At 59.4% G+C, this 13,118-nt stretch carries 8 protein-coding genes; 4 read left to right on the top strand and 4 right to left on the bottom strand.

Annotation, left to right across the window (positions count from 1 at the left end; all coding sequences use genetic code 11):
- Positions 1-49: 49 nt before the first annotated feature.
- The 3 genes from CJ255_RS09190 to CJ255_RS09180 all read right to left on the bottom strand — a co-directional run bounded on the left by CJ255_RS09190 (position 50) and on the right by CJ255_RS09180 (position 4,439).
- Complete coding sequence (locus CJ255_RS09190) at positions 50-1,471, bottom strand: serine/threonine protein kinase (RefSeq protein WP_097643808.1); 1,422 nt, start codon at positions 1,469-1,471, stop codon at positions 50-52.
- A 29-nt stretch (positions 1,472-1,500) separates the two neighbouring features.
- Positions 1,501-3,720, bottom strand: a complete 2,220-nt coding sequence (locus tag CJ255_RS09185) for a bifunctional serine/threonine-protein kinase/formylglycine-generating enzyme family protein (RefSeq protein ID WP_097643807.1) — start codon at positions 3,718-3,720, stop codon at positions 1,501-1,503.
- Positions 3,721-3,833: 113 nt separating this feature from the next.
- Positions 3,834-4,439, bottom strand: a complete 606-nt coding sequence (locus CJ255_RS09180; RefSeq protein WP_097643806.1) for a hypothetical protein — start codon at positions 4,437-4,439, stop codon at positions 3,834-3,836.
- Positions 4,440-4,666: 227 nt separating this feature from the next.
- Between CJ255_RS09180 and CJ255_RS09175 the strand changes: the two genes are divergently transcribed.
- Entirely contained in the window at positions 4,667-8,224 is a 3,558-nt protein-coding gene (locus CJ255_RS09175) for a reprolysin-like metallopeptidase (RefSeq protein WP_097643805.1), read from the top strand.
- Between the two features lie 409 nt (positions 8,225-8,633).
- Here the strand turns inward: CJ255_RS09175 and CJ255_RS09170 are convergent, their stop codons facing one another.
- Complete coding sequence (locus tag CJ255_RS09170; RefSeq protein WP_097643804.1) at positions 8,634-10,181, bottom strand: ATP-binding protein; 1,548 nt, start codon at positions 10,179-10,181, stop codon at positions 8,634-8,636.
- A 200-nt stretch (positions 10,182-10,381) separates the two neighbouring features.
- On the opposite strand from CJ255_RS09170, the gene CJ255_RS09165 reads away from it, so the two are divergent.
- From CJ255_RS09165 to CJ255_RS09155, 3 genes are all read left to right on the top strand, one after another.
- A complete protein-coding gene (locus CJ255_RS09165; protein WP_097643803.1) occupies positions 10,382-11,653 on the top strand; it encodes a glycosyltransferase in 1,272 nt (423 codons plus the stop codon).
- Between the two features lie 74 nt (positions 11,654-11,727).
- Entirely contained in the window at positions 11,728-12,432 is a 705-nt protein-coding gene (locus CJ255_RS09160) for a 2-oxo acid dehydrogenase subunit E2 (protein ID WP_165774634.1), read from the top strand.
- Positions 12,433-12,595: 163 nt separating this feature from the next.
- Positions 12,596-12,988, top strand: coding sequence for a hypothetical protein (locus CJ255_RS09155; protein WP_097643801.1), 393 nt, complete (start codon positions 12,596-12,598; stop codon positions 12,986-12,988).
- Positions 12,989-13,118: the final 130 nt, after the last annotated feature.

Here is a 13,118-nt window from a genome sequence, read left to right as displayed (position 1 = left end):
AGATTGCAGATTGCAGATTGGAGGAACGTTCCTACAAAGAAAGGCGAAACTACGGAGGTGTTGGAATGTTCTCGCCGCGCAACGGCACTGTGGCTTCGAGGGTAGCGATGTAGAGGGTGATCTCATCAGCGGCACTGAACACGATTGGGCCTTGCGTAAAAACGGGCTGAACAAACATAGGTGGATCACAACAAGCATAGTCTACGCGTACTCTTGCCGCAAAAGCCAGTTCAAAACGCTCGTGAAGGGTTTCATAGGGGAGTAACGTTGGATCAACCGAGAGTATGAGATCATACGAGATGGTGTGCATGACGATTGGGCGCGTATCAGGTCCCGGCAGCGGGGTGGCGGTTCGTGGCAGCGGGGGCGACGGGGGGTTGTAGGTAAAGAACCGTTCAGGGAAGGCGATCAAGAAGGCGAACATGCAGACAGCAAGCAACGACACTACCCGAACGGTAACATAGAAGGTCTTTGTGGAGGGTGGGGTATGCAGGGGCGGTGGTGCGGGTGGCGGTCGTGAGATGGGCGCAGGCAGTGGTGCGACGGGCGCAGGCGCTGGTGTCGGTTGCGCTGATGCGACGGGCGCGGGCGGCGGTGCCGGTTGCGCCCGTGCGGCTTGTGCAGCTACCAAGGCAGCCCGCAGCTCCCCAATACTCTGGAAGCGCTGAGCCTGTTGCAGCTCCAGCGCCCGCGCCACCAGCGCCTCGCTCTGCGGGGCGATTGTCGGCACAAGCGTGCGTAATGGGGCAAAAGCAAAGGACGCCGGATCGGGCGGGCGTCCGCTGAGCAGGTGGTGCAGGGTTGCGCCCAGGGCGTAGATATCGGACTGCTTGGTCGTCAAGCCGCGATACTGTTCAGGCGGCATATAGCCCCGCGTCCCGCGCTGCGAAACCCGCACATTCGGCTGAAAAACGGTAGCATGACTAAAATCAATCAGCTTGAGGTTGCCGGTAGCCGCTTCCAGCAGTACATTCGTAGGCTGCATAGCGCCGTAGATCAGCTCTTGGTCGTGCAGATACGCGAGGACAGCGCACAACTGTGTAGCCCACGCGAGTACTTGGGCCTCAGGCAGTGGCCCCTCGCGCGCCACAAGCTCGGCGAGAGCCTCACCCTTGATGAAATCCAGCACCAGATAGTAGCGGCCCTGATCATCAAACGAAGCATGGAAGCGCGGAATCTGGGGATGGTTCAAGCGGCGCAGCATGTCCACTTCGGCCTGAAAGCGCGCCAAGGCCGCAGCGCGTTCATTGGCATTACGAAAGCGATCAAGCAACTCCTTGATCAGATAGACCCGCCCAGCCTCATCGCGCCCCTCGAAGATTGCGCCCTGCTCCCTGAGCTTGATCAGACGGGTGAGAAAGTAGCGCGGCCCCAAGTTGTTGAGAATCAGATCATGGCTGCACAAGCGACAGAAGCGCGTCTGCGGCGCATTGAGTTGGTGGCAGGCCGGGCAGAGGATGTTTTGATTCATAGGTGGTTATCTCGTTTCCTCGCGTACCCTCAAGGATAATTGCTATCACTCACAACCCGCAAGCCATTGATTCTGCTTCGCTCGCTCGGCTTGTCCGAAAAACGGCTCGCTGCGTAGATCACCACTTGGGGATGGCCCCAAGAGCCGCCGCGTACAACCCGATGCTGCTCACCCGCAAGATATTCCTCTGTCCATTCAGGCACAAGTACATAAGGGTAAGGCTGGTGCCATTTGCTCGTACACCATTCGATCGCATTCCCAAGCATGTCAAGTGCGCCATAGGGGCTGGCACCACCAGGAAAGTGCCACACCGACGTTGTTCCGATGTGGTTGTGATTATTGTTCGCATGATTCAGGCGGTTGGCATCCCAATGATTGCCCCACGGGTAGATCTGGCCATCGGGGCCGCGCGCCGCCTTTTCCCATTCGGGCTCTGTGGGTAGGCGAAAGGTGTGGCCAGTTGTTGCACTCAGCCAGCGCACATAGGCCACCGCCTCATACCAACTCACCCCAACCACCGGCTGCTCGTCGCGGTTGAGGCGCTCGTCATGCCAAGAGGCTGGCTCGTGGATCATTGCTTGCTCGCGCCAAGCCCACCCCTCTGCTGTCCAGTAGCTCTGGTTCTGGTAGCCATCACCTTCAACAAAGAGGCGAAATTGCGCGTTGGTGACGGAAGTCTTGCCAATCCAATAGTCGGGCAGGATCAGGGTATGTTGGGGCTCGTTAAGGTTAATAATGCCCAATGAGACACTATCATCAGTGCTTCCGCCCATCAGGAAGGGGCCAGCAGGCACATGCACCAGTTCAGGCAGCCAGTCACCCATGATGTTTGCACCTAGTGGCGCACTCACCGGCATTTCGTCTGGGTTGGGGATGTCTTCGCCGCGTAGCAGTACGAGCGTACTAACAGTTGCACGGTAGACGCGCTGAGCCTCAGGCCCGTCAATCAGTTCTGGCTCTTGCAAAAACGTGGGGGTCTCGGGGATACTCGGAGCACAGCAGGCATAGTCTGAGCGTACCGTAGTCCAAAACAGAGCCACAAAACGCCCACGAATTTGGGGCCAACTGAGTTCGTGATCAGCATCGAATGAGATTTCCAAGGTGTACACGATGGTTCGCAGCTCACTGGGGCGCGCATCAGGGGTGAAGGTCGGCGCTGGCGTAGCCGTCGGTCGGGCAGGCGGTCGGGGAATGGGGTCTAGAAGAGCATCGGATAGGACATGAAGGAAGAGCGCGAAGAGTAAGAACAAGCTAATCGTCAGCGTCCACACCACCCCCTTGGGCATGGGGGTGGGCGCGGGTGGGAGTTGCGGTGGTGCGACGGGCGCGGGTGTTGGTATGGGTTGAGAGGCTGCGACGGGCGCGGGCACTGGATCAGTTTGTGCTCGTGTGGCTTGCGCGGCTACCAAGGCGGCCCGCAACTCGGCGCTACTCTGGAAGCGCTGAGCCTGCTGTAGCTCCAGCGCCCGCGCCACTAGCGCCTCGGTCTGTGGGGAAACTGTCGGCACAAGGGTGCGTAACGGCGCAAAGGAAAAGGACGCCGTCTCAGGTGGGCGTCCGCTGAGCAGGTGGTGCAGCGTTGCGCCCAGGGCGTAGATATCGGACTGCTGCGTCGCCAAGCCCTGATGCTGTTCCGGCGCTGCATAGCCCGGCGTGCCACGCTGCGAACTACGCACATTGGGCTGCAACACCGTCGCAAGGCTAAAATCAATCAAGTTCAGCCGATCACTCGCCGCTTCAAGCAGCACATTCGCAGGCCGCATAGCGCCATAGATCAGCCCTTGGTCGTGCAGATACGCGAGGACAGCGCACAACTGTGTGGCCCACGCGAGCACCTGCGCCTCAGGCAGTGGCCCCTCGCGCGCCACAAGCTCGGCGAGAGCCTCACCCTTGATGAAATCCATCACCAGATAGTAACGGCCCTGATCATCAAACGCAGCATGGAAGCGCGGAATCTGGGGATGATTCAAGCGGCGCAGCATGTCCGCCTCGGCCTGAAAGCGTGCCAACGCCTCAGCGCGTTCATTGGCATTATGAAAGCGATCAAGCAACTCCTTGATCAGATAGACCCGCCCAGCCTCATCGCGCCCCTCGAAGATTGCACCCTGCCCCCTGAGCTTGATCAGACGGGTGAGGAAGTAGCGCGGCCCCAAGTTGTTGAGGATCAGATCATGGCTGCACATCCGACAATAGCGCGTCTGCGGCGCATTGAGTTGGTGGCAGGCCGGGCAGAGGATGTTTTGGTTCATGAGTGTTTATACCAATTATACCAATTACCATTGAACAGTCCGCATGCCTAATAACATTCAAGCGCATTGAGACGCCATGTCCGGCTATCGGCTATCGGCTATCGGCTTTGGTATTACTTTGGTACCCCGGTGATAGAGGTCAAAATACCCATAATCTTTTCGATATTATCAATATAGTATTCACGATTATCAATGCGCACGATATGCGTTTCGAGCTGCAAAAAACGCCAGTTTGTCCCTGTGGTGACAACGCCATATATCATTGGGATTTGATATTGTTCACGTTCATTAAAACGTTGTGCAGCAACCATTGCGGCAATACACTGAGGAAACCCGCCTTTGATATTCTCATTCTTAGCTTCAAAGATCATAAGGATCGGTGCGCTAATAAAAAATTGCTGCGGTGATTGAGCAATAATATAGTCACAAATTCCATTGAGACCTTGGCTCTGATCAACCGAAAAATCAACCCCTGAGAAAAGACTAGTTGTTCGCCCGGTCTGTTTGCGTAATTCAACCAGAATCGGCGCAATCAGCAACTCGGAACGCACCTTCTCGGTGTTAATCGCCAGCGCCAGCGCCAGCGTTTCTTGGAGCGTTTCGTGCAGCCAGGCACTGATCGGAACACTCGGCGTATCTGAGAAGAGATCATGCTGCTCTTCAATGCTAAGTTGGAAGCGTTGGGTCAGATCGGCGAAGGTAAAATTGCTATAGGCCATATGAACTCCCCATGGAGGGTTTGTAGCCACGTTACCCTACTAAGCCCAATCATTATACCAATTGACATGCACCAAAGGGCACTTGGCCCCCACATGCACCCGCCGCGCCCTAGATGACAACATTGTCATCCAAAAAGCCCCTTTTGCACAAGCGCAAAAGGGGGCTTTTGGCTACTTACTAATAGGCGGATTTCTTTCGGGTGTGCTTGTATAGTAAAGGAACCCACATGCTTCCTCGTCTGCTGCTCTATGGCCTTGTTGTGGCCACGTTCACCATGCTCGCGCTTGGTTTGTCGCGGCACGCACCGCCCACGCCGCTTACTGCGGCGCCCGCGCCGATTGACTCATCGTTCTGGCAGTGGCCCAACAGCGATATGCTCCACCCGGCGCTGGAGGCACCGCGTGAGCAGCCCCGCCACTACCTAACGATCCAGGCGGTGGAGGCAGAGCTTGATGCGGCCTTGGCTGCCGCGCCCGATGAGCAGAGTCCGCAGGCATGGCAGCAGGCGGTGCTGCTCGATCTGCCTCTGCCCGATGGCAGTATGGCCGCCTTTGCCTTCGTGCATAGTCCAATTATGGAACCGGGCCTCGCGGCGCGCTACCCCCAGATCCGCACCTACCTCGGGCAGCAACAGGATGCGCCCAGCGTGATCGCCCGCCTCGCCCGTACGCAGCAAGGCTACCACGCCATTATCATTGGGCCGACGACGAGCAGCTATGTTACGCCGTATGGGGTGTCGGATCGCACTCTGCATATCGCCTTTGCGTCCAGTGATCTACCGCAGATCGAATTTCTCCCTAAACCTGATCTCGATCACGATCACGCACCAGCCATGACCAGCGCCCAGAGTGGCAGTAATGGCAGCATGCGCCGCGACTTTCGCTTGGCGATTGCTACCACCGGCGAGTATGCCCAGTTCCACGGCGGAACGACCGCGAGTGTCATGGCCGAAGTGGTCGCGCTCGTCAATGCGACCAATGCGATCTTCGAGCGTGACATGGCGGTGCGCTTTACGCTCGTCGCCAATACCGACCAACTCTTCTTTCTTGATCCGGAGACCGATCCCTACCCCAATGATCCTGATGGCGATGATCGGCTTCTATTAGGCACACTCAACAATACAGAGACGCTGAATCGGATTGGGCCAGCCAATTTCGACATTGGTCATCTGCTTACCACCGAGAGCGGCGGAGTTGGCTTCGGCCTTCATTGCAGTGGCCCACAGCATCAAAAGGCTATCGCCAACAGCGGTTTGAGCCAACCAACAACAGCCAATCTATTGAAAATATTTGCTCATGAGATCGGGCATCAGTTTGGTGCAAGCCATACATTCAACAGTTCAAGCGGGATTTGTGGTCAAGAGTTTGGTGTTTTTGGGCCGAATCGAGCCGACGATTCAGCCTATGAACCTGGGAGCGGCTCCACCATTATGGCCTATCCTGGTGTTTGTGCACCTGAGAACGTGCAGGATCAAGCTGATCTCTATTTTCATCTGTATAGTTTGTTGCAAATGCAGAGCTTCTTGGTGCAGCCTTCGGTGTTACCTTGTGGCGGCACCAGCATACCCACCGGCAACAGCCCGCCCGTGGTCAATGCTGGCCCCAGCTATACGATCCCGGCGCGCACGCCCTTCGAGCTGCTTGGCACGGCCAGTGATCCTGATGGCGACCCGCTTACTTTCACCTGGGAACAGTACGACCTAGGGCCAGCCTCGCCGCCGCTGAGCGATGACGGGGCACGTCCGTTGTTTCGTTCCTCTCCGCCGAGCGCCAGCCCGAACCGGCTCTTCCCGCGCTATCTCAATATTGTGACCCGTGAGGATTCGGTGGGTGAGGTGCTGCCAACGACGAATCGCACGCTCACCTTTCGCTTCACCGCCCGCGATAACCGCCCCGGTGCGGGGGCCTTCGCCTTCGATACGACGACCCTGGCGGTCGTGGCCGCTGCTGGCCCGTTCCAGATCACGAGTATTGCCGGTGGCGAACGCTTCGCCCAAGGCGCCCAGATCCCGCTGCAGTGGGATGTTGCTAACACCGACCTGGCACCGATTAGTTGCGCCAATGTCCAGATCGATCTGACCGAGGATGCGGGGGCCAGCTACACCACCCTGCTCGCCAGCACGCCCAATAGCGGCAGTGCCAACGTGACCTTGCCCAACCGCGCTCTGCTCGCCGCCAACTTGCGCGTCAAGTGTACCAACAACATCTTCCTCGACCTGTCGCCCACTTTTAGCACGGCAGGTTCAATTGTCACCAAGACCAGCGATGATAACAGTACCTGCACGGTTGAAGATTGTGCCCTGCGCGAGGCGGTCGCCTTGACCAATGAACTGCCAGGAGCCAACATCCTCGAACTGGACGCCGGGGTCTACCAACTCAGCCTGAGCGGGGCCGGGCCACTGGTGATTAACGACACCCTCACGATTGAAGGGGCCGGGCCAGGGCAGACGATCATTGATGGTGGGGCGATCGATCAGATCATCCGCGTCACCCGTGAAACAAGTGTGACGCTCCGCAATCTGACGCTGCGGAATGGGGCCACGCCAGAGAATGGTGGTGCGCTCTCAAACCAGTTTGGCAATGTGACCCTGATTGATGTGGTGGTGGAAAACAATCGCGCCGAAGGAACCGGGGGCGGTCTTCACAACGATGGACAGATGCGGATCGAACGGAGCCTGATCCACAACAACCGTGCGGGCGTCAATGGCGGCGGCGTGGGCAGTCGTCTCTCATTTCGCTTCTTTGATTATGATCCCCTTGGTTCATTGGAGCTTGTAGACAGCGTTATGCGCGACAATACGGCTGAGGAGCGTGGCGGTGGGGTCTACTTCTCCACCTTCTCATCCAATCCATTGGCGTACCTGCGGATTGAGCGTAGTGCGCTGGTCAATAATACGAGTGGTGGTGGTGGTGGTGGTCTCTCTTTCCTCACGAATAATGCAACCTCCCAGAGCGTCATCGAGCAGGTCACCTTTAGTGGCAATCAGGCCGACTTTGGTGCAGCAGTTCAAATCTCGAGTACCACGCCACATGCATTGCGCTTCGCCTTCAATACCCTGACCAACAACAACGCCCGCTTTGGCGGGGGCATCTACTGGTCTGGCGCCAGTGTTACCGCAACGGGCAACATTATTGCTGCTAACGGTAACCGTGAATGTGCGTTCCCTAGTGATGTCGCCACCCGACCGGGCAACCTCAGTTCTGGCGGCTACAACGTGATTGGTGACGAGACATGTGGCTTTGACGCCACCGGCGATCAAGGCGGCACGCGCCAAGCGCCCCTGGATCCGCGCCTCGCCCCACTTGGTGACTATGGTGGAGCAACGTTGACCCATCCGCCCTACGAGGATAGCCCGGCGCTCAATGCAGCGGGCAACACCTGCCCGGCCACCGACCAGCGCGGCCAAGCGCGGCCCGTGGGTGCGGCCTGCGACATTGGGGCCGTCGAACGGATTGCCAGCGACCCCTTGGCCCCACCGCCAACCCCCACACCTACAGCGAGTCCCTCGGCAACCCACACAGCAACAGTTACCCCTCGCCCATCGAGTACGCCAGGGCCATCGAGTACGCCAGGGCCGTCGAGTACGCCAGGGCCGTCGAGTACGCCAGGGCCGTCGAGTACGCCAGGGCCATCGAGTACGCCAGGGCCATCGAGTACCCCTGGGCCATCGAGTACCCCTGGGCCATCGAGTACCCCTGGGCCATCGAGTACCCCTGGGCCGTCCCCAACTGCTACACACGACTCAACAGAGCAGCGGGTCTACCTGCCACTCGTGCGGCGGTGAAACGTTCCTGTTTGTGCCGTAGGTAGTGCCGACATTAGTCGGCTGAGGTCGTAGGTTGCCATTGGATGCCGACTAACGTCGGCACTACGACGGTAAAGCTGAAAGGCCGTTTCTGAAACCATTTCTTAGCGCGAAGGAGCCTTGGGTTGGCAGGCGACCTCGCGGTGGCTTCGACAGGCTCAGCCACCGCACTGCCGCGCCACCGCGACGCTGGCTCGGTGGTTGAGCCTGTTGCGAGGACGCGAGAGCTTCTCGTCCTCTCGTTCTCGCCTCTCGCGTCCTCTCGTCCTCGCCTCTCGCGTCCTCGCCTCTCTCGTCCTCTCGTCCTCGCCTCTCTCGTCCTCTCGTCCTCTCGTTCTCGCCTCTCGCGTCCTCTCGTCCTCTCGTTCTCGCCTCTCGCGTCCTCGCGTCACCCCCGCACCAGTGTCACCGTCCGCCCGCCCGGCGTGGTGGCGCTGGTGGCGCTGGTGCGCTCGGCGATTGGCGGCAGCCCCGGGCGCTGGTCGAAGATCACGAGCCAGCCGGTGGCGAGCCCCAACCCGGCCAGGTAGCCATCCAGTTGGGCCAGACCCTCGGCCAGCGGGTCGGGGCGGCCTTCGCGCCAGACCTTGAGTTCCATGCCTAAGCACAGCTTCCCGTAGCGCAGGCAGAGAGCCATGCGTCTACGCCCGATCGCGTATTCCCGTTCGATACTGCCGCCGCCATTGGCAACCCGGTGCAGGAAGGCCATGAGGACGAGGTGGGGGGCAATTTCGGCATAGGGTGCGCTGCCCAACAGCAGTTCACCATGCTGCCGCCAAAAGGACAAGAAGGCCTCCAGCAGCCGCTGGGGATCGAGTTCCCCCGTTTCAGTGAGCCAGGTCGGGGCGCTGTAGGGCAGTGAGGCAAATGTCGTGCCTGCCAAGACGCGTGGGATGACTTCGTGGTAGATCGGATTGGCAATCAGCAAGCCGTGCTGCCGATCAACCCTGATCAGCCCAAGGTCTTGCACAAAGCGTAGATCATCGGGGGGCAGATTGCCCAAGATTGAACCAGCCAGTATCGGCTCCACCACCGCCCGCACCCGTGGCTCGCGCAAGCGCTCGGCTAGGCTGTCCAAATGGGTATCTTGGCGCTCGATTAGGACATCTTTGGCCGCAGTGATCAAGGCTGGCGTGATGGGTGTTGCGGGGTCGGGGGCGAGCTCTTCCACCGCAACTTTCGCCAGCGCATTGACCAACCAGGGCTGGCCTTGGGTGAGCGTGAAGGCTAGGGCGCTTGCTGCGGGTTCAAAGACCTGGCCCGTCGCGCTGGTATGCTGCTCGTAGAGTTGGGCAACATCCTCGGCAGTGAAATTGCCCAGCGTCAACGAACGGGTCTTGATGTTAAAGGGGCTGGCGGTGCCCAGGCGGGTGCTGCCGCCCGATGCCACCTTGTAGTCGCGCACATCGCGCATGCCGATCAGGGCTAGGGCGTGGGGAAAGCCGGTGGGCCGGTCGGGGTAGCCTGTGCGCAGTTGGCGTAAGACGGTGATCAGCGTCGCATCCTGCAACGAGTCAATCTCATCAATCAAGATCACCAGCGGGCGTGGGGAATGTTGCGCCCAGGTTCGCAGGGCGGCCCTGATCTGATGACCTGCGGAGGATGAGGGCCAGGGTGGTGGTTGCAACTCTGGCGGCAAGCGGTGTTGAATAGTACTACGCCAAGCATCCAGAATCGCTGCTTCAGCCTGCTCTAGGCTGGCGGAAAACGGGGCACCCACCTCAACCGAGAGCATAATCGCCGTCCAGTGGCCGCTCGCCGTCAACGCCTGAGCCAACGCCAGCATCGCAGTTGTCTTGCCGGTCTGGCGCGGGGCGTGCAGCACAAAGTAGGACTGTTGGGCAATTAAGCGATCCAGCTCGGGCAAGCGAGCCAGTGGCGGCAGCATATAGTGAATCTCAGGCCGACAAGGGCCAGCTACATTGAACCAGCGCATAGGCGTTACCTTGCAGAAGAGAGAAAATTAGGAAGAGAGAAACTAGGGGTGCATGTTCTGGAAGCACTCAAGGGATGGGGGCATCGTACCTCATTGCTGACCATTATAACAAGCGAGTGCGCCATTCCTACTCATGAACCATCCCTAACAAAAAGTGTTACCATACCTGCTGCACAGGATAGTGCTAGGAAGTTGCCAGCATGCGTACAACCATCTTTGCGGCAGGCTCACGTGGCGATATTCAGCCTTGTGTCCAGTTGGGGCTTGGCCTGCACACGGCGGGGGTTGCCGTGCGTTTGGCTGTACCGCGTGATTTTGTGGCGTTTGTGCAAGCCCATGGGTTGGAAGCCTACCCGCTGCGGGGCGATGTCCAACAGATTATGGCGAGTCCAACCGGACGGGCGTTGATGGAGCGTGGCGCTAGCCATCCGCTCCAGACGATTGCGGCGATGCGTGCGTTGCTTGCGCCGGTGGCGCAGCAGATGGCTGCTGATGCACTGGCGGCCTGCGGCGAGACTGATCTCCTGATCAGCCTTGCGGTCTTTGCGCCCTTGGCGGAGACGCTCGCAAGCCTGCGTCAGATTCCCTTGATCCTGGTTGAGCCGACGCCTCTCTTGCCCACGGGGGCGTTCCCGGCCCCCGGTTGGCCGTTGCAACGCAGCTTCGGCACGGTTGCCAACCGGCTCACCGGCGTACTGATGCTTCAGGTGCTCTGGCAGTGGTATCGCCCCTTCATCAACGCGTTTCGTCAGCAGCATGGCTTGCCGCCGAGCAACGCGGCGGGCTTCTATCGCAGCCTGAGTGCGCGTCCGCTACTGGGTGCCTATAGTCCCCATGTCATCCCGCGCCCCGCTGATTGGCCTGCGGGTATTCATGTGACGGGCGCTTGGCTGCCCCAGCCCCCAGCAACTTGGCAACCGCCCCCTGAACTAGCGGCCTTCCTTGCCAACGGCCCGCCGCCCATCTACATTGGCTTCGGCAGTATGGGGGGCCAACGGCCCGCCGCCCTGGCCGCCCTGGCGCTGGAAGCATTGACCCGCAGCGGCCAACGCGGCGTCATGCTCACCGGCTGGGGTGGATTACGCCCCACACATGTACCCGCAAGCGTCTGTGTGGTTGCTGATGTACCGCACAGTTGGCTCTTTCCACGCATGGCGGCGGTGGTACACCATGGGGGTGCGGGCACAACCGCCGAGGGGGTACGCGCCGGGGTGCCCAGCGTGATCATCCCCTTCAACTTTGATCAGCCCTTCTGGGGCGAGCGCATCAGAGCGCTGGGGGTGGGGCCGAAGCCCATTCCCCAAGCGCGCCTAAATGCGACCACGCTCACCGCCGCGCTCAACCAGGCTGTGGGTGATCAGGGCTTGCGCGAACGTGCGGCAGCCCTGGGGGCGCGTGTGCGTAGCGACGATGGCGTGGGCCGGGCGGTGGCGCGAATTCTGAGCTATTTTAGAGAGGTCTCAATACGATGATTGCCTTCAAATCCGCCCCTCACCAACAAATTCCGTACCCGCGCATGCGCCTACCTATGGTTGATGGTGGGCGCATGGGCCGTCGTAAACACACTGTTCACGGCCTGCTCGAAGTGGATGTGACCGAGGCACGTCAGCGGTTACGCAACCACCAGGCCCAGACCGGGGCGGCGCTCTCGTTTACCGCCTTTATCTTGGCCTGCCTCGGCCAGGCGCTCAACGCACATCGGGCTATGCATGCCTACCGCAACTGGCGCAACCAGTTGATCATCTTTGACGAAGTAGACGTCAACACCCTCGTCGAAGTCGAGGTAGCGGGGCGACGCAGCATCCGCCCCGCCATTCTGCGGGCAGTCAATACCAAAAGTGTCGCTATGCTCCACCACGAGCTACGCAACTTCCAGGGATCCGCCGAGCAGAGCCACGAGGCTCAATTTTTGCGCCGGTTTGTGCGCTTACCCGGCGTGGTGCGCCGGATCTTCTACGCTGTACTCTTCAGCAACCCCCACTTGATCAAACACTACTTCGGCACCGTAGCACTTTCGAGCCTGGGCATGTTTGGCAACGGCGGCTTCTGGGGCTTACCCGTACCAAACCACACCCTCCAATTCACCCTGGGCGGCATCGCCACCAAGCCGGGCGTCGTTGCCGGGCAGATCGCCATCCGTGAATACCTCAGCGTCACCGTGAGCTTTGATCACGACATTGTTGATGGTGCCCCAGCGACCCGTTTTGTTGAGCATTGGAAGCAGTTGGTTGAAGCGGGCACTGGGTTGTAATATCAAATCCGATAGCCGATAGCTGAAAGCCGGACATGGCGTCTCAATGCGCTTGAATGTCATTAGGCATGCGGCATGTTCAAGAACGCTAACGCCCATTGGAACGCCGTGTTCGGCAATCTGCAATCTACAATCTACAATCGTAACTGGTATAAGGTGTGACATGAACCCAACAATCTGGCGTTCTGTGCTGCGCGTCTTGCTCATCCTGCTTGGACTGAACGGCCTCGCTGGTGGTGCCATGCTGCTCGCCGACCCCAGCGGCGCGGCTATGGGTCTCTCCTTAGCCATGTTGGAGTATCTGCCATTGCGTACCTTTGTCCTCCCGGGCCTCTTCCTGGTCGTCGTGATGGGGGTGATTCCACTTGGTATTGCTTATGCTACTTGGCAACATAGAGCCTGGGCGTGGCGTGCTGCCCTAACCCAGGGGATCGTGCTGGTCTTATGGATTGGTCTACAAATCGTACTCTGGGGCACCCCAGCAGGCATTCAGGTGATCACGTTGGTCTGGGGCTTGGCCCTTGTGGCGGTTGCATACGCTTCAAGAACATCCTAAGCCGTCCGAACCATAGCGCATCATCCGGCAGACTGAGGGCAATTGCCGGGGCAACTGGTATGCTATAGTCCTTCAGATAAAGAATCGTAAAAGGGGGGGGTTCGGGGAGGGCGAAGCCCTCCCCGAAAAC

Source organism: Candidatus Viridilinea mediisalina (assembly GCF_002532535.1).
Classification (GTDB): domain Bacteria; phylum Chloroflexota; class Chloroflexia; order Chloroflexales; family Chloroflexaceae; genus Viridilinea; species Viridilinea mediisalina.
The sequence above is the reverse complement of the archived record's forward strand: the minus strand, read 5'-3'. Positions and strand labels throughout refer to the sequence as shown.